This is a genomic window from Rhodococcus sp. IEGM 1406, from assembly GCF_030056745.1.
GTDB lineage: Bacteria > Actinomycetota > Actinomycetes > Mycobacteriales > Mycobacteriaceae > Rhodococcus_F > Rhodococcus_F erythropolis.
Map to the genome: position 1 here is coordinate 1,937,529 of NZ_JASHKO010000001.1, position 22,634 is coordinate 1,960,162.

Sequence of the window (22,634 nt, forward strand, 5' to 3'; positions counted from 1 at the left end):
CCGGTTCGCATTCGAACCGGGCCAGACTCGTGAAAGACGATCGATCAGGCGTACAGGTCGCTGATCTTGGTCTTGTGAGCTTCGTGAATGATGTTGCGCTTGAGCTTGAGCGTCGGCGTCAATTCACCGGTCTCCTGGGTGAAGTCGACCTCGAGGATCGTGTACTTCTTGATCTGCTCGGGGTTGGAGACCTTCTTGTTCGCGTCGGCAACGGCCGAGTCGATCTCGGCGATCAGGTCGGCGTTCTTCACCAGATCCGCGATCGCGGTGCCGGCGGGCAGGCCGTTGCGCTCGACCCAACCGGGCAGAGTCTCCGGATCGAGGGTGATCAGTGCACCGATGAACGGCTGACCGTCGCCGACGACGAGGCACTGGCTGATCAGAGCGTGCGCACGCAGGGAATCCTCGAGGCCTGCCGGTGCGACGTTCTTACCTCCGGCCGTGACGATGATTTCCTTCTTGCGCCCGGTGATGGAGACGTAGCCCTCGTTGTCGATCGATCCGAGGTCGCCGGTGTGGAACCAGCCGTCGACGATCGATTCGGCCGTCGCCTTGTCGTTGTGCCAGTAGCCGGCGAAGACGACCGGGCCCTGCAGGAGGAGTTCGCCGTCCTCGGCGATCCGTGCTGCATGGCCGTTGATCGGCTTGCCGACGGTGCCGACGCGCTGCGCGCTCGAGGTGTTGACGGTGATTGCGGCGCTGGTCTCGGTGAGTCCGTAGCCCTCGTAGATCGGGATGCCGACGCCGCGGAAGTAGTGGCCGAGACGCGCGCCGAGGGCTGCGCCACCGGAGACTGCACGCTCGCACTCGCCGCCCAGAGCTGCGCGCAACTTCGAGTAGACGAGCTTGTCGAATACCGCATGCTTGAGCTTGAGTGCCAGCCCGGGTCCACCCTTTTCGAGGGACTCGCTGTATTCGATGGCAGTGGCGGCAGCCTTGTCGAAGATGCTGCCCTTACCGCCGTCGACTGCCTTCTGGCGAGCCGAGTTGTACACCTTCTCGAACACGCGCGGTACCGAGAGGATGAAGTTGGGCTTGAAACCGGCGAACTGCTCGAGGAGCGTCGTCAGATCCGACGTGTGGGCGACGGTGACCTTGGCGTCGAAAGCGCCGAAGGAGATCGCTCGCGCGAATACGTGGGCGAGCGGCAGGAACATCAGCGTCTTCTTGCCGGGGACCATCGACTCCGGCATCGCCAGGCGGCAGGCGTTGGACTCGGCGTAGAAGTTGGAGTGCGTCAGCTGGACACCCTTGGGGCGTCCGGTGGTTCCGGAGGTGTAGATCAGGGTCGCGGGCGAGGCAGCGGTGACCTGGTGACGACGAGTGTGCAGTTCTTCGTCGGTGATTGCCGAACCGCGACTGGACAGCTCGTCGATAGCACCTGACTCGATGACCAGAACCTCGCGGAGGGCTTCTGCACCGTCGGTGACTTCCTTGTGAGTCTCCGCGTGCTCGGCTGTTTCGACGACCAGAAGTGTTGTCGCGGAATCCTCGAGGATCCACTGCGCCTGATCAGGGGAGGAGGTCTCGTAGATCGCGACGGTGCATCCGCCGGCAGTCCAGATGGCGTAGTCGAGAACGACCCACTCGTAGCGAGTTGCTGACAGGATAGCGACGCGGTCGCCGAGCTCGACGCCCGAAGCGATCAGGCCCTTGGCAACTGCGGAGACCTGCTTCGCGAATTCAGCTGCAGTGACGTCGACCCATCCACCGTTCGACGGCCTCTTGAACGGCACGAATGTGGGGTCTTCTTCGGCGTGACGGAACACGGAGTCGGCCATGGATACGTTCTCCGGAATTGAGAACGACTGTGGAACTGAGAACTCGCGCACTATTGACCCCTCCAGTGACTACTGACATTTCTGATGTGCATTGCATCACATTAGTCGTCATTTTGCACTGTCGTTACTATTCGGTAGAACTGGTCGGGCGCTGACCTGCAGTTTAGTGTGACCGCCTGTTTACAGGTACTCAGGCGACGTGTTGGAGCATGCGGCCGTGCACGGACAACCACCGGCGAATTGCGTAGTCCAATCGGTCCGGATCCACTCCGAGTTGCTCTGCAGTAGCTGCAAGGATCTCCGAGGTGTCTCCTGGCAACTCGGTGGTGCCGAGTGTTGCGCTGATGAACGTGTCGGCAGCGGTACCCAGATCGGTGTGTGGAATTCCGGCCAACATCAACAGGTGTGCCCAGGTCACTTCGGAACCGTCTCCGCAGGCGTCCACCCAGGCAAGGTGAACCGCATCGAGAGCGTTGTCGGAATCGGCAGCAGAGAGCAGGTCCTCGACGCTGTTGATCCGCAAGTGATGGAGTTTCTCGGCGACCTGTTGGATGTGACGTGCCTCGATCGGGACACCCGTCGCCGTGTAGCGACGCTTGTACGAGCCGATCTTGCCTGCCCACTGGTCCGAACTCCCGGCTTCCTCGAAGGTGCGGAGTAGTTCGCGTGCGCCGTCCGTGACGGGTTTGTCTTCGCGGGCTTTCCGGTAGGCCAGGTAGCGATCTACGACGGTCACTTCGCTGTGACCCGACGTGGACTGAACGGATTCGATGATGCACAGGGCGAGGCTCTGTCGATAAGCGTCTGACGCAACCCAGGCGGAAGGGTCGCCCAGGCGGTCACGGCACGCAGCTGCGACGGCGTCGACGGTATCGGACGAGATGGTCACGGTTCCTCCAGAAAGCCGAATTCTTTTTGTTCCATTTGGGCTATCGGCACCGAGGAGCGAAATGTTGCACACATCACAAATTCTCAGAGATCTCTTGGACTGCGCTCAGGCTGGAGGGGCGTCCTCTCAGGCGAGGAAGGTCAGCACTTCGTCGTCGCTGAGTTGATGAAAGTCCTCGAATGCAGCACCGACGCCGCCCAGTAGGGCAGGAACGAAGGGGCAGACGACCCGATCGGCTGAGCACGCGATCACTCTCATTGCTTCAGGGGAGGCAACTGGGACAGCGACGATGACGGACGCAGCACCCGCGGTGCGCGCGCAGCGGCAGGCAACGGCGGCACTCGCACCCGTGGCCATTCCGTCGTCGACGATCACTGCGGTGCATCCGTGGAGGGAAACCGGGGTCCGTCCCTCGCGCAGGAGCCGCGCTCGCCGTTCCAATTCGGTTCGTTCGTCGCGTTCGACGGCGGCGAGTTCTCTTTTCGAGACGCGAACCGCTGCGATGACGTCGTGATTGAGGACCCGCACGCCACCCTCACCGATGGCGCCCATCGCCAGTTCCGGGTTGTACGGACTGCCGAGCTTGCGCACCACCAGAATGTCCAGCGGAGCGTTCAGTGCCGCAGCCACCTCGGCTGCGACCGGTACTCCGCCGCGTGGGAGTCCGAGAACGACAGGCTTGTCGAGACGCAAAGACTCGAGCCGCCCGGCCAGAAATTTGCCGGCGGAAGATCGATCCCGATACTGGGTCACTGCGTTGTCCTCGAGAAGCTCGAACCCCGACCTGTTCGACGCTACCCGCTGCAGGTCACCGCGACGAGACTGTGAACCTCCGCAGCGCGAGAGCGGGATTCTTCTCGCGTACTTCGGCGATGCGAGCGGCCGAAACAGTCGCGGCGGCAACCCCGACCTGCTCGCCCAGTGAACACATCACGACGCCCATCGGGTCGACGATCATGCTGGCACCCGCGCCGCCGCGCGCGCTCTGGTCAGCCGCTGCGATGTACATCGTGTTCTCGATGGCCCGGGCGCGTACGAGAGTGGTCCAGTGGTCTTCCTTGAGTGGCCCGGGCACCCACTGGGCGGGCAGGAGCAGGATGTCCGCGCCGACGTCGACGATGCGCCGGGTGACTTCCGGGAAGCGCAGGTCGTAGCAGGTCTGGAGGCCGAAGGTCAGGCCGTCGCACCCGAAAGTCTGCGGTTCCGTGATGTTGCCGGCACGGATCACGGCCGACTCCTGGTAACCGAATGCGTCGTAGAGATGCAGCTTCCGGTAGGTCGCCACCAGTTCGCCGTTCGGGTCCATCGCGACGAGGGTGTTGGAGATTCTGCTCACGTCGTCGATCCGCTCGTTCATTCCCGCTACGAGGAAGATTCCGAACTCCGCGGCGACCGCCGCCAATGCCGAACCGAATTCGCCGTCCAGGTCCTCCGCGGACTCGATCAGTCGTTCATCCGTCTTCGGTGCGGTGAACATCGAGTATTCCGGCGCCACGACAACTTTCGCGCCCCGTGCTGCTGCATCGGAAGCCAGTGATCGCAGTGATTCGAGGTTGGCTTTCTTGTCCGTCCCCGGGGCGAATTGGGCAATCGCGACAACGGTCTGGGCGGGGGTGGCAACGGTGGCTTCGGTCATGCTCCATACGCTAGGCGAAACCCGCTGGGAGGGTGGATCTGTCGTAAATGCACCCCCGGTATGTCGTCGTGTCTATACTCTATCCGCTAAACTGCTGGTCAAATGAGTGATATTGAGCGTGACCCCGAACCCCCAACATTTGCCGACCTCGACATCGATGATCGGGTACTGAAGGCACTGTCAGACGTGGGCTACGAGTCGCCCTCGCCGATTCAGGCTGCCACCATTCCGCCGCTGCTCGAAGGCAAGGACGTCGTCGGTCTCGCACAGACCGGTACCGGCAAGACCGCAGCTTTCGCAGTTCCAGTCCTGTCGCGGATCGACACGTCGATCAAGCAGACCCAGGCGCTGGTGCTTGCTCCCACGCGTGAGCTGGCGCTTCAGGTTGCCGAGGCATTCGGCAAGTACTCCGCGCACATCCCCGGACTCAACGTGCTGCCGATCTACGGTGGCCAGAGCTACGGCGTCCAGCTGTCGGGCCTGCGCCGCGGCGCACACGTCGTCGTCGGTACCCCGGGTCGTGTCATCGACCATCTCGAAAAGGGCACCCTGGATCTGACCAATCTCAAGTACCTCGTTCTCGACGAGGCCGACGAGATGCTCAAGATGGGGTTCCAGGAGGACGTCGAGCGCATCCTCCGCGACACCCCCGGCGACAAGCAGGTCGCCCTGTTCTCCGCAACGATGCCCGGCTCGATTCGCCGGATCTCGAAGCAGTACCTGAACAATCCGGTAGAGATCACCGTCAAGTCCAAGACGTCGACCGCCTCGAACATCACGCAGCGCTACATTCAGGTTGCTCATCAGCGCAAGCTCGATGCACTGACCCGAGTCCTCGAGGTCGAGGCATTCGAGGCGATGATCATCTTCGTCCGTACCAAGCAGGCCACCGAAGACCTGGCGGAGAAGCTGCGGGCCCGCGGGCACTCGGCCGCCGCGATCAACGGCGACATCGTCCAGGCACAGCGTGAGCGGACCATCGGTCAGCTCAAGAACGGCGCCCTCGACATCCTTGTCGCGACCGACGTTGCCGCTCGAGGCCTCGACGTCGATCGAATCTCCCACGTCGTCAACTACGACATCCCGCATGACACGGAGTCGTACGTTCACCGCATCGGTCGTACCGGCCGCGCCGGTCGTCAGGGTGACGCGTTGCTGTTCGTCGCTCCGCGTGAGCGTCATCTGCTCAAGTCCATCGAGAAGGCGACGCGTCAGCCGCTTGCGGAGATGCAGCTTCCCAGTGTCGACGACGTCAACGCCCAGCGCGTGGCCAAGTTCGGTGACTCCATCACCGAGAGCCTGGCCTCGGAGAATCTCGCGATGTTCCGCAAGATGATCGAGGACTACGACCAGGAACACGATGTTCCGCTCATCGACATTGCTGCCGCTCTGGCATTGCAGTCGCGCGACGGCGAAGCATTCTTGCTTTCTCCCGAGCCGCCGGCACCGCCGCGCCGTGAGCGCGAGCCGCGTGAACCGCGTCCCCCTCGTCGTTTCGACGACGGCCCGGCTCCTCGCTCGCGTGGACCCGAGGGCCAGGAGTTGGCTGCATACCGCATTGCAGTCGGCAAGCGTCACCGCGTCGTTCCGGGTGCCATCGTCGGTGCCATCGCCAACGAGGGTGGACTTCGTCGAAGCGACTTCGGGCACATCAGCATTCGCCCGGATCACAGCATCGTCGAGCTGCCGGCCGACCTCTCCAACGAGACTCTCGAAGCTTTGCGTCGCACACGCATCTCCGGCGTCCTGATCCAGCTGCAGCCTGATTTCGGCCCGCCGCAGGGACGTCCGAGTGGCCGTGGCGACCGTGGTGGCCGGGACGATCGCGGTGGACGTGACGACCGCCGCGGTGGCGGACGCGATCGCTACAATGACTGACCTACAGCTTCAACGACTGACATAAAGACTGAAACAGGCGCTGCCCTCCGCGAGGAGGACAGCGCCTGTTTCTGTGTGTGGGGGGCAAGGCGCTGCGCGGTATCAGATCGGCGTCGGTGCGAGGGCGCCGTTCTTCCGGGCGTTGGTGTCGAACTGCGTACGGTACAACTCGGCGTAGCGGCCACCGTGCGCGAGCAGTTCCTCATGGTTGCCGCGCTCGACGATCTGGCCTGCTTCGACGACAAGGATCAGGTCGGCGGAACGGATCGTCGACAACCGGTGAGCGATCACCACCGCAGTCCGCCCGGCGAGTGCTTCGCCGAGTGCTTCCTGAACCGCGGCTTCCGACGTCGAGTCGAGATGCGCGGTGGCCTCGTCCAGGATGACGACGCGAGGCTGGGCCAGGAGCAGTCGTGCGATGGTGAGGCGTTGACGCTCGCCGCCCGAGAGGCGGTAACCGCGTTCACCCACCACGGTCTCCAGTCCGTCGGGCAGCGACGCAACCAGGTCGGTGAGCCGTGCTCGCTCCAGAACCTCGCGCAGATCTTCTTCGGTGGCATCCGGTCGCGCAAGGAGCAGGTTGGATCGAAGGCTCTCGTGGAACAGGTGCCCGTCCTGCGTGACCATGCCGACGGTCTCGCGAATGGAATCGGCACTGAGGTCGCGGACGTCGACGCCGCCCAACTCGACCGCACCGGAGTCGATGTCGTAGAGGCGGGGAATCATCTGCGCCACGGTCGACTTTCCGGCACCGGACGTGCCGACCAGGGCGACCATCTGTCCTGCTTCGGTGCGGAACGACAGGTTGTGCAACACGTCCTCGCCGCCGCGGGTGTCGAGGATCGCGACTTCCTCCAGAGAAGCTAGTGACACCTTGTCCGCGGATGGGTACGCAAAAGTGACGTTCTTGAACTCGACGGACACCGGGCCATCCGGCACCGTGCGTGCATCGGGCTTCTCGGTGATGAGCGGTGCCAGATCGAGAATCTCGAATACCCGCTCGAAGCTGACCAGGGCGCTCATGACATCGACCCGGGCGCTGGCCAGTGCGGTCAACGGTGAGTACAGCCGCGTCAACAACAGTGCCATCGCCACGACGGCGCCTGCGTCCAATTGTCCGCGCAGCGCGTAGAAGCCGCCGAGTCCGTAGACGAGGGCAAGAGCAAGGGCCGAGACCAGGGTCAGCGCTGTGACGAAGACGGACTGCAGCATTGCGGTCCGGACTCCGATGTTGCGCACACGCCTGGCGCGAACCGCGAACTCCGCCGACTCTTGCGACGGGCGGCCGAACAGCTTGACCAGAGTCGCGCCGGGAGCGGAGAACCGCTCCGTCATCTGGGTGCTCATGAGCGAATTATGGTTGGCTGCTTCACGATTGAGTGCTGCAAGTTTTGCGCCCATGCGCCGTGCGGGGATGACGAAGATCGGGAGAAGTAGCAGCGCGAGGACGGTGATCTGCCAGGAGATCCCGAGCATGACGATCAGCGTGATCACCAGGGTGACCAGGTTGCTGACCACTCCGGACAAGGTGTCGCTGAAGGCGCGCTGAGCGCCGATGACGTCATTGTTGAGACGGCTGACCAGTGCTCCGGTTCGAGTTCTGGTGAAGAACGCGATGGGCATCTTCTGGACGTGATCGAAGACGGTGGTGCGCAGATGCAGGATCAGGTCTTCGCCGATGCTGGCCGAGAGCCACCGGGTCAACAGGCCCAGAGCGGCTTCGAGAAGTGCAACCAGTGCGATCAGGGCGGCAAGTTTGACGACCACGTCGACGGCGTCGCCGCCGACTATCGCGTTGACCACGCGCCCGGCCAGGACGGGTGTTGCCACGGCAAGCGCAGCAGTGACGACACTCAGTACGAGGTACCAGCTGAGGTTGCGTTTCTGTGGAACTGCGAACGTCGCGATCCGCTTCAGTGTCGCCTTCGAGAACGGGCGTCGATCTTCTTGCGCGTGCATCGCGTTGTACATCGCGTTCCACGCGGTGACTTCCATACTCATGACTTCGCCCCTCCGGTCGCCGGCCACGAAGATTACGTGGCCGGTACGACACGAAGGTAGAACCTCAACCAAACTTCAGGTCAAGTGCGGCCTCAGCGGGCCACGTCGACCACCACTCGCGGAGGGTCGCTGAGCGTCGTGACCGTGAACGGCTGCTTCTCGGTCACGCCGATGAACGACTGGGTGACTCCCTCGAAGACGTTGGACCCGTTGACCTCGTTCACGACTCCGCCGACGCCGGGGACCGGGTTGGGGCCGGAGTACTGCTCGACTCCGCTGTCGAAGGGATAGGCGGAACCGTCGATCAGGACCTGGATCACTGCGGCACCCTTGATGTCCACGGGCTTACCGCTGCCTTCCTGTGTCGCCGCGTCGACGTACTTGACGCGCCATCCGGGTGTGCCGGTTCCGCCCATTTCGTAGACGACGCGATCGAATCCGTCGTGCTCGCCCACTCGGATGTCGACGACGGTGAGCTTGGATTCGGTTCCCGCAGCCGACGTCTTGTCGGAGCTGTCCGTCGGGACTGGTTCTGTGGTCGACGCTGCTGCACTCGAGGTCGAGGTGACGGCCGAGGTGGCTGCCGTGGGAGTGGTCTCCGCGTCCTGCGAACAGGCAGTCAGGCTCACGCCCACTGCGATGGCAGCGACAGCGGCAAATGATCTCGTCCGGTTCGTTGTCATGACTCGATCGTAGGGCTCGCGTTATCGGGATCCGCGGCGGCGGTGCCCGCAGTTACCTAACCGATATCGCCGTCGACATAGAGCCACTTACCCTCTGTTCGCGCAAATCGACTGCGTTCGTGGAGCATTCCCCGCTCGCGCCCGAATGTGTAGTGAGCGCGAAATTCCACGACGCCGTCGGAATCGAACAGCCCGCCCCGTTCGGTGTCCAGGATCTCCAACCGGAGCCATGTCTGGTCGGGGTCGAGATCGAGTTCGGTGGGGCGATGGTCGGGATGCCAAGTCTGCGTGAGATATTCGTCGTCCATCACAGCGAAGGCCGTGTAACGCGAACGCATCAGGGTTTCGGCAGTCGGTGCGTGCGCTTCGCCGCTGATGTACTTTCCGCAGCATTCGGCCAACGCGTTGCCGCTGCCGCACGGGCACGGATCGGTCGGATTGGGTGTGGTGGGGCGGCGCGAAGTCACCGCCCCATTACAGCACGCGAACTCAGACCAGTTTGTGTTCGCGGTTGTCCCAGTACGGTTTGCGGAGGTCGCGCTTGAGGATCTTTCCGGTGGGATTGCGGGGAAGGATCTCGACGACGTCGATACTGGTCGGGCACTTGAACTTTGCGAGGCGTTCCTGTGTGTAGGTGATCAGTTCGGCTTCGTCGATCTGCGCTTCGGCAGTGAGAACCACGACTGCCTTGACGGTTTCACCCCAACGGTCGTCGGGAACGCCGATGACCGCGACCTCGGCGATTGCCGGATGCTCCACCAGTACTCGTTCGATCTCGGGGGAGTAGACGTTCTCGCCGCCGGTGATGATCATGTCCTTGAGGCGGTCCTCGATGAAGACGAAGCCGTCGGAGTCGGCGCGGCCCATGTCGCCGCTACGCAGCCACCCATCTGCGGTAATCGTTTCGGCCGTCGCCTCGGGCTTGCCCAGGTATCCGGGGGTGCACTGTTCGGATCGCCACCACAGTTCGCCGGTCGTTCCGGTGGGCACGTCCTCGAGCGTGACGGGGTCCACCACACGCATCTCGACGCCGGGGATCGCCGTGCCTGCTGATGCCATGCGCTCGACCTGCGACTCGTCGCGGTGAACGTCCGGCATCAACGCGGTAATGACACCTGCCATTTCGGTCATGCCGTAGACCTGGACGAATTCGGTGTCCGGCCAAGCCGCGAGTGCTGCTCGCAACAACGGAAGGGGCATGGGGGCGGCGCCGTAGGTAATGCGTTTGAATGCCTTGAAGGCGGCGACGGCCTGCTCGCCTGCGGCCAGGACTCCGGCAATGACCGGTGGGACGAGAAAGGCGATGTTGGCTCCGGCGGCGAGACCGGCGAAGATCGACGGTCCGTCGGCTTCTCTCGTGAAGTAACAGCGCCCACCCGTGTGAATTGCCATGATGGCGTAGCACGTTCCGCCGACGTGAAACATCGGCATCGCGATCAAGAATCGGTGATCCTCGTGGGCCGGCAGGATTTCGAGCACATTGTTGCTGTGCGCGAACAGGTTTCGATGCGTGAGCTGTACGCCTTTGGGCCGACCGGTCGTCCCGGAACTGTAGAGAACCAGAGCGGTGGCATCGGGGCTCACCCCGGGGCGGGAGTGCAGCGGTGCGACCTCGTCGATCCACGGTTCGAACTCGTCGTGTTCCCCGCCGACGGCGAAGATCGATTCGACGGCCGTCAAGCGGTCGCGCATGGCGACGATCTGGGGGAGTAGTTCGCTGCCGACAAACAGAATGCGAGCGCCACAGTCCGCGAGGACGTAATCCAGCTCTTCGCCCGAAAGTCGCCAGTTGGGAATGACATTCGCGGCGCCGAGCAGTGAGGCGGCGTAGGTGACTTCGAGGCAGGACAGATGATTCTTGTCGACGAACGCGACAGTGTCGCCGGCGCCGATGCCGGATTCAGCGAGGGCGGCGGCGATACGCAAGATGCGGTCTCGCCACTGGGCCCACGTGTATTCGGTCCCTTGGAAGGTCATCGCTGTTTGATCAGGCTTGACCGTCGCCCAGTGCTCTAGCCGATCGAAAATGATTCCAGCGGTGGCGTCGGACATTCGGCCGCCTCTCTCGTGTGATTGGTGTCACAAGGTTAATGTGCGCCCGGTCTTCGTATCGCTGTTTCTCGTCAATGCGCACAAGCAGAAAGAGCACATTCCCGCGACCCTGACCGGCTCGGCTGCAGATATCAGGGTGGTCCCCGATGGCGAGCGCGCCCGACACCCGACAGGATGGAACCAACCATTGCGGGCGTCCGTGTTTTCACGGGCGCCCGTCACGCCCACAAGTAGTACCGAAGTGAACAGGAAAGGCGATCATGAGTTCGCACGCCCAGGATGTCGCGGCCCGCGCAGTCGGCCTGTCCAAGACCTACGGCACCGGAGATACCCAGGTGCACGCACTCAGTTCGGTGTCCGCAGATTTCGCCCGCGGTGAGTTCACGGCGATCATGGGGCCGTCCGGTTCCGGTAAGTCGACGCTGATGCATTGCCTCGCCGGTCTGGATTCCGCAAGTTCGGGTTCCGTTCTCATCGGCGACACGGAACTCACGACGCTTTCCGACAAACAGATGACCCAATTACGACGCGATCGCATCGGTTTCGTTTTCCAGGCGTTCAACCTGGTGCCGACGCTGACGGCGCTCGAGAACATCACGTTGCCGCTCGACATCGCGGGACGCAAAGCGGACCAGACCTGGCTGAACAGCGTCCTGACCAAGCTGGGTCTCGGGGATCGCCTCGATCACCGGCCGGGAGAGCTCTCGGGTGGTCAGCAGCAGCGTGTGGCGTGTGCGCGTGCCCTGGCGGGTCAGCCGGAGATCATCTTCGGCGACGAGCCGACCGGAAACCTCGATTCGAAGTCCTCCGGGGAGGTGCTCTCGATCCTGCGGGCGGCCGTCGACGAGTTCAACCAGACCGTGGTGATCGTGACGCACGATCCGCGGGCAGCGGCGTATGCCGACCGGGTGGTGTTCCTCGCGGACGGCAAGATCGTCGACGAATTGCGCGAGCCTACGGCGGATTCGGTCCTCGACCGGATGAAGCGTCTGGACGCTCCGCAGGCGGTCGTGAACGTGGAAGCCGGGGCTTGAGCACATGGCTTCGGTAAGCAACTCGCCGATGCGCAAGGTTTCCCTGCGCAACTTGGCGGCACACAAGGTGCGACTTGCGCTGACGGTTCTCTCCGTGGTGCTTGGCACGGCTTTTGTCGCGGGGTCGTTCGTTTTCACCGACACCCTCCAGAAGACTTTCGATTCGATCTTCGAGAACACCGCCCAGGGCGTCGACGTCCGGGTATCGATGGAAGAACGCAACACCAGTGGTGTTCCGGTGGAGGATGTCGACAAACTTGCGGCGGTCGACGGCGTCCGAGCGGTAGCCCCGGCCGTCAGTGGACAGATCGTCCTGATCAACGCAGACGGCGGCGCTGTTCAGACCGGCGGCGCGCCGAGTATCGGGCAGTCCTACCTACCGCCGGGCCAGGCGATTGCCGAACCCGACACCTTCGTCGAGGGCGCGCCTCCGACGCAGACCGGTCAGGTCGCGCTGAACACCAGCGCCGCCGAGCGAGCCGGACTGAAGGTGGGGGACTCCGCCAAGGTTCTGGCACCGGCCCGCGGAATCGTGGACGTGACGTTGTCCGGCATCTACGAGGGGGCGGGCAGTGACACCGGCGGGTTCATCGGCGCGCTCTTCACCGACGAGCAGGCCCGTGGACTATTCACCGACGGCCAACACGTCGAGTACATCGACGTCGCGGGCGACGGGGTGTCGCAGACGGAACTACAGCAACGCGTCGAGCAGGTTTTCCCCGATCTCAAGGTGCAGACCGGCGACCAGGTTCGTGAGGAGACCAAGGCCGAGGTCGACTCGGCGCTGAGCTTCATCAACTACTTCCTGTTGGCGTTCGGCGCGATTGCTCTGCTCGTCGGAACGTTCATCATCTACAACACCTTCTCGATGATCGTGGCGCAGCGTCTTCGTGAGCTGGCGCTGCTGCGTGCGATCGGTGCGAGCCGAGCGCAGGTCGGCCGTTCGGTGGTCACCGAGGCGCTCGTGGTCGGACTCATCGGCAGCATCATCGGTCTGCTCGGCGGTATCGGTCTCGCCTACGGATTGCGCAGTCTGCTCAACACATTCGACGTCGGTCTGCCGGAAGGCCCGCTCCAGGTGGGTGCCCGCACGATCATCGTCGCGTTGGTAGTCGGCGTCGTCGTCACGACGCTCAGCGCTTACGCCCCGGCTCGTCGTGCGTCGAAGATCCCGCCGGTAGCGGCCATGCGTGAGGAGTTCGCCTCTACCGGTGACTCACTGCGAGTGCGGACGTTGATCGGTGCGATTCTCGGCGTGATCGGTGTGGCACTGCTCGTGTTCGGCTCTCGCGGTACCGGTGGTGGGGCTGCGTTGATAGTCGGACTCGGTGCGTTCTCGTTGATCATCGCGGTTCTTCTCGGGGCTCCGGCGCTGTCGCGACCGATCGTCGGCGCGCTCGGTGCCGTGTTCGCCAAGCCGTTCGGCGCCATCGGGCGATTGGCCCGTACCAATGCGGTGCGTAATCCTCGCCGTACGGCCGCAACGGCATTCGCGCTGACTCTCGGTCTGATGCTGGTGACGGTCATCGGAGTGTTCGGTTCCTCGGCCAAGGCGAGCATCAATGCTCTTGTGGACGTGGGTGTCTCGGCCGACTACATCCTGACCGGTCCCAACGCGATCGGTGTGCCGCGAGGTGCGGCCGACGCGGTCCGGCAGGTACCCGACGTACAGAGCGCCACGTCCTTGCACGGGGTGCGCGCGAAGGTCGACGGTGAGGACGAGCAGGGTGCTTCGTTCGACGGACCGATCGAAGGCGTGCTCGAGTACAAGATCCTCGAGGGCACTGTCGATCTGACCGGCAACAACATGCTCGTCTCGAAGTCGACTGCGGATGACAAGGGCTGGACTGTCGGCTCGACCCAGACGTTGACCGGTCCTGGCGGCGTCGAGTACCAGACCGTTGTCGCGGGAGTGTTCGAGGACAACCAGCTGATCGGCTCGTGGATCGTCTCGGACGAGGCGTACCGGAAACTGATGCCGGCCGAGAGTCTCCCGGACTTCGTGGTGCTGGTGAAGGCGAAGCCTGGTGCGGATCTGACTACGCTGCGATCCGAGCTGGAAACGGCCACGGAGAAGTACGTCGTCGTCCAGGTGCAGGATCGTGAGGAGTTCAAGGGAACTCAGGGCCAGCAGATCAACACCTTGTTGGCGATCCTCTACGGACTGCTTGCACTCGCGGTCGTGATCGCAATCCTGGGCATCATCAACACCTTGGCGCTGTCGGTGGTCGAGCGGCGACGAGAAATCGGAATGCTGCGAGCTGTCGGCATGCAGCGCGGACAGATGCGACGCACGATCTACCTCGAGTCGGTGCTCATCGCGGTGTACGGCGCGGCGGTCGGAGTTGTTCTCGGCATCGCGTTCGGTTGGGCCTTCGTGAGCACTCTCGCGGATCAGGGCCTCGACAAGATCACGATCCCGTGGGGTCAGGTGGTCGGAATGCTGATCGGCTCGGGTGTGGTCGGTGTCTTGGCGGCGCTGTGGCCGGCCAACCGAGCGGCCAAGACGAAGCCGCTGGAGGCGATTGCAGACATGTAGGGCCTTCGGCCCCGTGCGCACTTTTGGTAGCGGAAGCAGCCGAAAGTGCGCACGGTACCGTTGCCACATGAGCACCCTTCAAGAAGTCGGCGAACGTGAATCCTGGCGCTGCTGGCTGTGTGACGAACCGGTCGATCCCGACATGTCCGTCAATGATCCGCGCGGCCCGAGCATCGACAGCATCAACACCGCAAAAAAGGGTGGCAAGACAAAAGGTGGCGTCGAACGCTTGGCGCACCGCGCATGCAACACCAAGAAGGGTGCGGTCAAACCTGTTGTGGAATGGCCGGATCGGCTGTTCGTCGTGGATCCCGCTCCGATCATCGGGGTCGTGGAGCAACTCGAGCGCAAGGGTGGCCGCGTCGCCGTCGCTCGCTGCCCCGGCAAAGACGACGCCCAGGAAGCGTCGGACTGGCTGATCGACCGGTTGTCACGTTTGGCTCCGTCGCTGAACGTGGAAACGAGCATCGACGCCGCGGGCGGGGGTTACCTGCTGGTCCTCAAAACCGTGTAGTAGCTCGGTTCCGAGTGCCGTCTTTCGCGGTACCTGTTCCGCCTCCAGTGTCGTCGGGGTACGGTCGAACCGAACATGAATCCGGTTTCGAGTGCGAAGGAATCCCGATGAACCTGGCATTGACCGACGAGGAACTAGCGTTCCGCGACGAGATGCGGACGTTCTTCCGTACGCAAATCCCCGCGGACATCAGGGAGGCGTACGCCCACGGCGAGGAGTTGGGGCGCGACCGTATGGTCGAGGCGCAGCAGATCCTCAATGCTCACGGTCTGGCGGTACCGCACTGGCCGGTCGAGTGGGGCGGCAAGGACTGGACCCCGGTCCAGCACAACATCTGGCTCGACGAACTTCAGCTTGCGTCGGTCCCCGAACCGTTGGCGTTCAACGCCAACATGGTCGGTCCGGTCATCGCAGCCTTCGGCTCGCAGGAGCAGAAGGAGAAGTTCCTTCCCGCGACCGCGAACCTCGACATCTGGTGGTGCCAGGGATTCTCCGAACCCGAGGCCGGCTCCGACCTCGCTTCGCTCAAGACCCGCGCGGTCCGCGACGGCGACGACTGGGTCATCAACGGTCAGAAGACCTGGACGACGCTGGGACAGTACGCCGACTGGATCTTCTGCCTCGTGCGTACCAATCCCGATGCGCCCAAGCGCCAGGCAGGTATCTCGTTCATTCTGGTCGACCTGAAGACGCCTGGAGTCACGGTCCGCCCGATCAAGCTGATCGACGGCGGCTACGAGGTTAACGAAGTGTTCTTCGAGGACGTCCGCGTTCCGGGAGAGAACCTGGTCGGTGAAGAGAACCAGGGCTGGGGCTACGCCAAGTTCCTGCTCGGCAACGAGCGCACCGGTGTCACCCGCGTCGGTTTCTCGAAGGTTCGTCTGGCCCAGGCCAAGGCACGCGCTGCCGAGGTCAAGGTCGGTAACGGGACCCTGCTCGAAGATCCGCTCTTCGCTGCTCGCCTCGCCGAACTCGAAAACGAATTGCTTGCCCTCGAGCTCACTCAGCTCCGGGTGGTCGCCAGTTCCGCTGACGGCCAGCCGAACCCGGCGTCGTCTCTGCTCAAGCTTCGTGGCTCCGAATTGCAGCAGGCGAGCGTCGAATTGCTGATGGACGTGGCCGGCCCTGATTCACTGCCGTACGACGCGGGCAGCGACATCGCCTCCGCGAGCTGGGCGCAGCACACTGCCCCGACGTACCTGAACTACCGCAAGGTATCCATCTACAGCGGATCGAGCGAAGTGCAGCGCAGCATCATCGCCTCCTCGATCCTCGGATTGTGAGGCGTGGCATGGACTTCGAACTGAACGACGAACAGAAGCTTCTCCGCGACACCACCAAGGACCTCCTCTCGCGTAGCTACGACGCCGAAAAGCGCAACGCGATCATCGACTCCGATCCAGGGTGGAGTCCGCAGGTCTGGAAGCAGTTGGCCGAGGTCGGCTTGCTCGGCCTGACGTTCTCCGAGGACGACGGCGGCATGGACGCGGGCCCGGTGGAAATCGGTGCGGTCATGACCGAGATCGGTCGACGCTTGGCACCCGAACCGTTACTCGACGCGGTCGTGACGCCGGGCGGGCTCATAGCCGAAGGGGGCAGTGCAGAGCAGCGCTCGTCGATTCTTCCCGGAGTGTCCGAGGGCACCACGTTCCTCGCCTTCGCCGATCAGGAACCCGGAATCCGTTGGCCGGCAACCGAACGGGCCACCGCGGCGGCGCAGGTCGACGGCGGCTGGACCGTCACCGGCATCAAGAATCCGGTCGGGCACGGCGCGACGGCGGACATCCTCGTCGTGAGCGCTGCGCTCCCCGATGGCGGCGTCGGACTGTTCCTCGTCAAGGGTGATGCCTCGGGCTTGGTACGCAAGTCCTACGCCACTCACGACGGTTTGCGCGGGGCGCAGATCGAGTTCACCGATACTCCAGCCGAAGCACTCGGTGAGGGCGGTGACGCTTCTGCTCTGATCCAGGCCGCTCAGATCCGTGAGCAGGCTGCTCTGTGTGCCGAGGCTGTCGGAGCGATGGAAGAGGCGCTACGCCTGACCACCGAATACCTGAAGACGCGTAAGCAATTCGGAGTTCCGCTCGCGAAGTTCCAGACGCTGACGCACCGCGCCGCCGACCTGTACGTCTCGCTCGAGTTGGCACGCAGCATGAGTCTGTACGCAACGATGTCCCTTGCCGACGGCGTCGTCGATCCGGTGATCGCTTCGCGGGTGAAGTTGCAGATCGGGCGTTCGGCTCGGCTCATCGGCCAGGAAGCGATCCAGATGCACGGTGGCATCGGTATGACCGCGGAGTACCCGGTGGGTCACTACGTGAGCCGTCTCGTCGCCATCGAGCACACCCTCGGCAGCACCGAAGATCACCTCCGGGTGTTGGCCGCCGGTGTGGCTGATCACGAGATGGTCAGCGTGGTCTGATCTTTCACCATCGACAGAGGGGCCGCATTCTGTTCGAGGGATGCGGCCCCTTTGTCGTTCAGTGGTGATTACGTAGAACGTCCAAGCGGAGTTGGCGCTGCTCGATGTTGACGGCGCTGTCGGTGAATGCTTGTTGCCACCCGGGGTCACTCGTTCGTGCCGCCGCGTCCTGCAGAAGCGGTACGGCGTCGAAAGGGAAGCGCGCCTGCACGCTTCGCAGAGTGGAAAAGTGACTGTGCCGCGAGTGAATGCCCAAGTCCTCACCCGTAGCAGCATGCTCCATCGCTTCGTTCTCCAAGGCGTTCAACAACTTTTCGGCGACGGCCAGGGGCCATGGACGGTCGATGCCGTCGAGTAGTGCGCTGCCGTCGACGCCCAGAAGGTATTCGTCCGCGTGGCCGGCAACGATGTATTCGACGCGCTCGCGTGGGTCCGCGATGGCGACGATTCTCCGGTCGGTCGTGCGCCCGTCCCGCTCCAGAAATGCCGACGCCCACGCTGTGTTCTTCTGAAGAACTGTTGCGGCAGTCCATGATTCGATCATCACGGTGCGCCATTGCTTCTCGATGGGGATGGTGAGGGCCTCGCGTGGCGAACCGGCCATCGATTCCCACAGCGTCAGTGGAGTGGCGGTCACGACTTGCCGTAACCACCAGCGCCGGATGCCTTTGTTCTTGTAGTGGACGTCTTCGATGCCGTCACGAAATGCGTGGTCGTCGAGCGAGCCTGGCAACCGGACGGCAAGGCGCGGTCGCAACGGCTTCGTTTCGAGCCGGACCCACGACTTAGCCCGAGTGACCATGCGAGAGGCAAAAGGAGATCGGGGGAGTTGCCGTAGTAGTTGAATTGCACGCTCACGAACCCGCACGGCTGGATCGTCGAGTGCACGCTCGAGGAGGGTGTGATCGTGTTCACCCAGTCCGACCTCGAGGTGATCGAGGAAGTGCAGGCGGTTTGCGGTGGGCTCGTCGTCCCAGGCGATCTCGAGCTCCTCGCTCGCCAGTTCCGGGTCGACCGTACGTATGTAATCGAACCAGGCCGTACGGTCGTTCGGATCGGGCGATAGCCACAGTTCGTCCCGGCGTGACCCGATCCGCCGCAATTGGGCCCAATCGGGATTCTGCTCCGCCAGGTACTGCCCGCGTCGACCGGCGAGGCGAAGGAGCGCCTCGCGGTGCTCGGGATACTTCAGCGCGGCTTCCATGAAGAGCGGAACACTGGCCGCGGGCGCGAGGAATCCGCGTTGGTCGGCCATCGCGAACCATTCCGCGAGAGTCCAGGAACGTACCTGCAACAACGACTGGAGTTGTTCGATCGCGAGATCGGGAAGTAGTGGTTGAACCGCTGGAGGAGTCCGCGGTGCGCGCGAGTGACCTGCTTGCGCGTCTGATCGCAGGGAGGTCACCCGCCTACGGTATGGCAGAGGTGCGTCGACTTCGGGAGCAGGGGTCGGGCGCGTGTCGGCAGATTCTGGAACAGTGGTAACCGGCACCCAGCAGGAGGCGTGAGATGACGGATGGCCGTGAGATGGCAGACGGAAATGGCGACGTCTTTGTCGTGGCGTCGGTGACCGAACGGCGAACGCTCATCTCCACCCGAGTCAGGGAGTGGTGTGCGGCGGGGACCGTCGAGTCGAACCGGCCGGAGTTGTCCGACGATGTCGCACTGCTGATCGCCGGCGGCTATGCGGACGAGTCGACGCGGTCGATCCTGGCGAACCGGCGCGGTGTCGGACGTTCGTTCCCCGAGATCGGCGGCTTTTCGGAGTTGAGGTATCTCACCGACGAGCTGGCCCGCACCAGGCGTCGACTGCTCGCGACACGCATCGGTCCCGTTCAGGTTGTCCTCGAACGGCGGGTGCACACGCTGGACAAGCGCGTTCAGTCGATGCGATCGGCGATCGTGCATTCCAATCGTCATTTCGCGAGCAGCGTCCGTGCCATCCGCAAGGACCGCCGCGACGGTCTCCATCTCGACGTCGAGCAGCGCGAGGCTCTCTTTGCCGGGCTCACCTGTACGCCGGTTCCAGCCAAGCTGCCGGTGGGTCTCGGTGTCGTGGCCAGCAGTGGAAACGCAGCACTCGACAAACTCGCCGCCCAGTTCGGGAAGGTCCAGGGAACCGGTGTCATCGCCGATGCCGGAAGACGCATCGCGGAAGTCCTCGACGGACTGGTCGATTCCGAACCCGAAGGACGCGCCGGTGAGTACGACGCACTGCTTTACCTCGCCGGGAATCTTTTCGACCGGATCGAGAGTTCCAGCGCGTGGCATTCCGATCACTTCGTCATTCAACGTAATCAACTGGACTTGGCAGACGAGATCACGCAGATCGCGGTCGATACCGTAGCGCTGCGTTCGATACTCGCAGAGCTGGACGACGCGGCTGCGCTGGCACGCGACGAGGGAACCCGAGCCGGAATCGCTTCGCGAAGGGAAGCACTCGGCACGGTCTGGGACCAGCTGGTCGAGCGCGTCGCGGCGCTCGCGCGGATCGGTGACCTGGTCGCACGGGCCGAGGATCAGTTGAGTTCGCAGCGCGCGGTTGCGCATGCAGCGAGCCTCGACAGCCGGATCGACGACCTACTCGCGCGCTCTGGTTCACGTGAACTTTCGGCTGCCAACACGCACTACGTCGGGGATCAATTCGACGGTGTGGAAGAACTGATGTTCGCTCACCGGGCGGCTCTTTACGGGGACATTGCACTGCTGACCTCCGGGAACGAGCGTCGGGCGCCGTAGTCAGGCTGTCGCCGGAGCTGTAAGGTCGAAGGTACTGACCGGCCGCACGATCGAAGAACAGGCCGAGAATTCGCTCTTTGCTCGACCCCGATGCCGATCCGGTGATGCGGGCGTACCCGCTCGAGACAGGTCGATCATGGAAGACACCGCAAGCCGCGGCATCAATGCGTTCATTTCCGAAGCTACGCAGCGTGGGGGCAAGGCTGTCCGCCTCACGCACTCACGTCGTAATCCCGTCGAGGTGACGGGCGCAGACGGCATCAGCCGAATCGTCCGAGTGCGTTCCAAGCTCGACGGTGACTGGCAGGCCAGGCGTCAGGACGAGTCGCTCGAGAGCGACGACACGCGCTCCGAGTTCTGGGTGTTCGTCGACCTGGCTGCAGACCCGCACGAGTTCTTCATGCTGCCCTCCAACGAGGTCGCGGACGACATCCGTGCCGAGGTCGACCTGTGGATCATGGACAGCCCCGGACGCAATCGCACCGGACATCACGCGATTCCGCGCGGACGCGTCGTACACGGTCACGATCGTTGGGATGCGCTGGGCCTGGCCGCGGTCAAGGATCCGAGCATTTACGTGGAGGCCCCGGTTGCGACCAAGCGCAAGACGTCGCCGGTCGCCGCGAAGAAGCGTCGCGCCAGCGGTGTCGAGGAGATCGAAGTTGTCGACAATCGCCTCGAGATGACGGCTGATTGCCATGGATACCGCTGGGTCGGACGCTTCGACGAAAGCACCGAGGTCGTCGAGATCATGCGCGGACCGATGGAAGGCCGCCGATTCCCTGATCCGACCGCGGCCGCCAATGCCGTGACCGGTCACATTTCAGGCGACACCGAGAGCCATGACGGCTGGTCGTTTTGGACGATCAACAACACGGCCCTCGGCGCTCATCTCAAAACTGCCTGATTTCAGGCGCCGACTGCCGCCGACACCCGTTCGAGAGTGTCCAGTTCATTCGACGACAGCACCAGATTCGGGGCGTCCAGTAGCGCCGGGAGCTGCTCCGGCCGGCTGACGCTCGCGATCGGTGCGGTGATGCCAGGTCGAGTCAGCAGCCAGGCCAGCGCGACGGTCGAGATCTCGCTGTCGTGTGCCTGCGCGATTGTTGCCAGTTCCGCGACGACGTCGAGTCCGGCGTCGCTGAAGTATCCGGCGGTCAGCCGTTCGCGGGAGCTGCCTTCGATGTCCGCGCGGGTCTTGTACTTTCCGGTCAGGAAGCCGGAAGCGAGAGCGAAGTACGGGAAGACGCTGATGTTGTTGTCGGTGGCGATCTGCGCGAGTTCGGGTTCGTACGACTTGCGGTGCACCAGGTTGTAGTGCGGTTGCAGCGCGATGGGCGCGGCGTAACCGTTCTCCTCGGTGATCCGCAGCCACTCCCGGACGCGGTCGGGGCTGTAGTTGGAGATTCCGAGATAGCGAACCTTGCCCGCGACGACCAACGCATTGAAGGCTTCGAGAGTTTCCTCAAGCGGAGTCTGCGGGTCGTCGAAATGTGCGTAGTACAGATCGATGCAGTCCGTCTGCAGGCGCTGCAGCGACGCCTCAGCTGCGGCCGCGATGTTGTCGGCCTTCAATCCCTTGAAATCGGGATGGCTACCCACCTTGGTGGCGACGACGATGTCGTTCTGCAGTCCCCGATCGGTGATCCACTTCCCGATGATCGTTTCGGATTCCCCGCCGGAATTGCCGGGAGCCGACGCCGTGTACGAGTCGGAGGTGTCGATGAAGTTTGCACCGGCTTCGGCGAACGAGTCGAGGATCTCGAAGGACGTCTTCTCGTCTGCTGTCCATCCGAAAGGGTTGCCGCCCAAGCTAAGTCGGAAGATGTCGAGGTCCGAATTTCCGATGATCGCCACTGTGTGGAACTCCCGTCGATGAAGGTGGTCGCTGCATCCCGCACCGTACCCTCTCACGGCGCTGACGATGGCGCGCCCTCGCCAGGTTCGCCGAAAAATGTATCGGATCCTGATTGCCGCCGTCGGTGTTGGGTATGGCCTCAAATACTGAATTCTTCGATGGACTGCTGATAGGAGCGTCCGATGATGATTGTCGACGAAGCCACCCGCGTCGTTCGTGGTGTGGCAGACGCAACGACGACGGTGGCTGGAGCCGTCGGTGGTGGAGTGATCGGTGGAGTGACGGGCGGGATACGCGGAACGGCGGAGGGCGTCCGAGACGGAATTCGTGCGGGTAGTTCCTCGACGCCGACCGCGGTTCTCACGATGGCCGCCGTCGGCGCGGCGGGATTGGTGGAGTGGCCGGTGCTCTTGGCGGTCGGCGGCACGGCCCTGGTACTTCACGAATGGGATCGCAAGAGCGCGCGGCCCGATCGTGCGGTCAAGGCGGTTGGGCGCGCGACCAAGACGGAACCGGCAAAGAAGGAATCGAGCGGAAACTCCCACAAGGCGGCCAGTCGGTCGCAGGATCGAACTCACAGTTCTTCGCACACTCGATCCACTTCCTGA

Annotated in this window: 19 protein-coding genes; 9 read left to right on the top strand and 10 right to left on the bottom strand. The window is 63.4% G+C overall.

From position 1 onward, the window contains the following. Positions 1 to 44: 44 nt before the first annotated feature. The 4 genes from QM596_RS09365 to QM596_RS09380 form a co-directional block, all read right to left on the bottom strand. Positions 45 to 1,832, bottom strand: coding sequence for an AMP-dependent synthetase/ligase (locus tag QM596_RS09365; protein WP_283308729.1), 1,788 nt, complete (start codon positions 1,830 to 1,832; stop codon positions 45 to 47). A gap of 139 nt (positions 1,833 to 1,971) precedes the next feature. After that, positions 1,972 to 2,670, bottom strand: coding sequence for a DUF8548 family protein (locus QM596_RS09370; RefSeq protein WP_283308730.1), 699 nt, complete (start codon positions 2,668 to 2,670; stop codon positions 1,972 to 1,974). A gap of 126 nt (positions 2,671 to 2,796) precedes the next feature. Next, positions 2,797 to 3,423, bottom strand: a complete 627-nt coding sequence (locus QM596_RS09375) for a phosphoribosyltransferase (RefSeq protein ID WP_283308731.1) — start codon at positions 3,421 to 3,423, stop codon at positions 2,797 to 2,799. 55 nt (positions 3,424 to 3,478) lie between these two features. Further along, positions 3,479 to 4,306 (bottom strand): carbon-nitrogen hydrolase family protein, encoded by an 828-nt coding sequence (locus QM596_RS09380; protein WP_060939475.1) that lies wholly within the window; start codon positions 4,304 to 4,306, stop codon positions 3,479 to 3,481. Positions 4,307 to 4,408: 102 nt separating this feature from the next. Between QM596_RS09380 and QM596_RS09385 the strand changes: the two genes are divergently transcribed. Further along, complete coding sequence (locus QM596_RS09385; protein WP_003945121.1) at positions 4,409 to 6,184, top strand: DEAD/DEAH box helicase; 1,776 nt, start codon at positions 4,409 to 4,411, stop codon at positions 6,182 to 6,184. Positions 6,185 to 6,286: 102 nt separating this feature from the next. On the opposite strand, the gene QM596_RS09390 is transcribed toward QM596_RS09385, so the two are convergent. From QM596_RS09390 to QM596_RS09405, 4 genes are all read right to left on the bottom strand, one after another. After that, positions 6,287 to 8,185 (bottom strand): ABC transporter ATP-binding protein, encoded by a 1,899-nt coding sequence (locus QM596_RS09390; RefSeq protein WP_283308732.1) that lies wholly within the window; start codon positions 8,183 to 8,185, stop codon positions 6,287 to 6,289. Between the two features lie 92 nt (positions 8,186 to 8,277). Beyond that, positions 8,278 to 8,868 carry an AMIN-like domain-containing (lipo)protein gene (locus tag QM596_RS09395; protein ID WP_283308733.1) on the bottom strand — a complete coding sequence of 197 codons (591 nt, stop codon included), beginning with the start codon at positions 8,866 to 8,868 and terminating at the stop codon, positions 8,278 to 8,280. Positions 8,869 to 8,924: 56 nt separating this feature from the next. Next, entirely contained in the window at positions 8,925 to 9,335 is a 411-nt protein-coding gene (locus QM596_RS09400) for a YchJ family protein (RefSeq protein WP_020970175.1), read from the bottom strand. Positions 9,336 to 9,357: 22 nt separating this feature from the next. Then, entirely contained in the window at positions 9,358 to 10,920 is a 1,563-nt protein-coding gene (locus QM596_RS09405) for a long-chain-fatty-acid--CoA ligase (protein ID WP_283308735.1), read from the bottom strand. 260 nt (positions 10,921 to 11,180) lie between these two features. Between QM596_RS09405 and QM596_RS09410 the strand changes: the two genes are divergently transcribed. The 5 genes from QM596_RS09410 to QM596_RS09430 all read left to right on the top strand — a co-directional run bounded on the left by QM596_RS09410 (position 11,181) and on the right by QM596_RS09430 (position 17,429). After that, positions 11,181 to 11,954, top strand: a complete 774-nt coding sequence (locus tag QM596_RS09410) for an ABC transporter ATP-binding protein (RefSeq protein WP_092763254.1) — start codon at positions 11,181 to 11,183, stop codon at positions 11,952 to 11,954. A 4-nt stretch (positions 11,955 to 11,958) separates the two neighbouring features. After that, a complete protein-coding gene (locus QM596_RS09415) occupies positions 11,959 to 14,493 on the top strand; it encodes an ABC transporter permease (protein ID WP_019749299.1) in 2,535 nt (844 codons plus the stop codon). Between the two features lie 67 nt (positions 14,494 to 14,560). Further along, complete coding sequence (locus QM596_RS09420; protein WP_020970172.1) at positions 14,561 to 15,007, top strand: hypothetical protein; 447 nt, start codon at positions 14,561 to 14,563, stop codon at positions 15,005 to 15,007. Positions 15,008 to 15,114: 107 nt separating this feature from the next. Then, positions 15,115 to 16,290, top strand: coding sequence for an acyl-CoA dehydrogenase family protein (locus QM596_RS09425; RefSeq protein WP_007736177.1), 1,176 nt, complete (start codon positions 15,115 to 15,117; stop codon positions 16,288 to 16,290). Positions 16,291 to 16,298: 8 nt separating this feature from the next. After that, positions 16,299 to 17,429 carry an acyl-CoA dehydrogenase family protein gene (locus tag QM596_RS09430; RefSeq protein WP_069146303.1) on the top strand — a complete coding sequence of 377 codons (1,131 nt, stop codon included), beginning with the start codon at positions 16,299 to 16,301 and terminating at the stop codon, positions 17,427 to 17,429. A 58-nt stretch (positions 17,430 to 17,487) separates the two neighbouring features. Here QM596_RS09430 and QM596_RS09435 read toward each other — a convergent pair whose 3' ends face one another. After that, positions 17,488 to 18,834: a DUF5691 domain-containing protein gene (locus QM596_RS09435; RefSeq protein ID WP_283308737.1), complete on the bottom strand. Its 1,347-nt coding sequence runs from the start codon at positions 18,832 to 18,834 to the stop codon at positions 17,488 to 17,490. Between the two features lie 104 nt (positions 18,835 to 18,938). Here QM596_RS09435 and QM596_RS09440 point away from each other — a divergent pair, with 104 nt between their 5' ends. Continuing rightward, positions 18,939 to 20,168: a hypothetical protein gene (locus QM596_RS09440; protein WP_283308739.1), complete on the top strand. Its 1,230-nt coding sequence runs from the start codon at positions 18,939 to 18,941 to the stop codon at positions 20,166 to 20,168. A gap of 136 nt (positions 20,169 to 20,304) precedes the next feature. After that, positions 20,305 to 21,075, top strand: a complete 771-nt coding sequence (locus QM596_RS09445) for a hypothetical protein (RefSeq protein WP_019749294.1) — start codon at positions 20,305 to 20,307, stop codon at positions 21,073 to 21,075. A gap of 2 nt (positions 21,076 to 21,077) precedes the next feature. Here QM596_RS09445 and QM596_RS09450 read toward each other — a convergent pair whose 3' ends face one another. After that, complete coding sequence (locus QM596_RS09450) at positions 21,078 to 22,025, bottom strand: aldo/keto reductase (protein WP_007732210.1); 948 nt, start codon at positions 22,023 to 22,025, stop codon at positions 21,078 to 21,080. A 183-nt stretch (positions 22,026 to 22,208) separates the two neighbouring features. Here QM596_RS09450 and QM596_RS09455 point away from each other — a divergent pair, with 183 nt between their 5' ends. Further along, complete coding sequence (locus tag QM596_RS09455; protein ID WP_020908416.1) at positions 22,209 to 22,634, top strand: hypothetical protein; 426 nt, start codon at positions 22,209 to 22,211, stop codon at positions 22,632 to 22,634.

Bases quoted from the DNA above. Each gene is read 5' to 3' on its own strand.
- QM596_RS09380 (WP_060939475.1), bottom strand. From the start codon at position 4,306: ATGACCGAAGCCACCGTTGCCACCCCCGCCCAGACCGTTGTCGCGATT.
- QM596_RS09385 (WP_003945121.1), top strand. From the start codon at position 4,409: ATGAGTGATATTGAGCGTGACCCCGAACCCCCAACATTTGCCGACCTC.
- QM596_RS09390 (WP_283308732.1), bottom strand. From the start codon at position 8,185: ATGAGTATGGAAGTCACCGCGTGGAACGCGATGTACAACGCGATGCAC.
- QM596_RS09395 (WP_283308733.1), bottom strand. From the start codon at position 8,868: ATGACAACGAACCGGACGAGATCATTTGCCGCTGTCGCTGCCATCGCA.
- QM596_RS09405 (WP_283308735.1), bottom strand. From the start codon at position 10,920: ATGTCCGACGCCACCGCTGGAATCATTTTCGATCGGCTAGAGCACTGG.
- QM596_RS09410 (WP_092763254.1), top strand. From the start codon at position 11,181: ATGAGTTCGCACGCCCAGGATGTCGCGGCCCGCGCAGTCGGCCTGTCC.
- QM596_RS09415 (WP_019749299.1), top strand. From the start codon at position 11,959: ATGGCTTCGGTAAGCAACTCGCCGATGCGCAAGGTTTCCCTGCGCAAC.
- QM596_RS09420 (WP_020970172.1), top strand. From the start codon at position 14,561: ATGAGCACCCTTCAAGAAGTCGGCGAACGTGAATCCTGGCGCTGCTGG.
- QM596_RS09425 (WP_007736177.1), top strand. From the start codon at position 15,115: ATGAACCTGGCATTGACCGACGAGGAACTAGCGTTCCGCGACGAGATG.
- QM596_RS09430 (WP_069146303.1), top strand. From the start codon at position 16,299: ATGGACTTCGAACTGAACGACGAACAGAAGCTTCTCCGCGACACCACC.
- QM596_RS09440 (WP_283308739.1), top strand. From the start codon at position 18,939: ATGACGGATGGCCGTGAGATGGCAGACGGAAATGGCGACGTCTTTGTC.
- QM596_RS09445 (WP_019749294.1), top strand. From the start codon at position 20,305: ATGGAAGACACCGCAAGCCGCGGCATCAATGCGTTCATTTCCGAAGCT.
- QM596_RS09455 (WP_020908416.1), top strand. From the start codon at position 22,209: ATGATGATTGTCGACGAAGCCACCCGCGTCGTTCGTGGTGTGGCAGAC.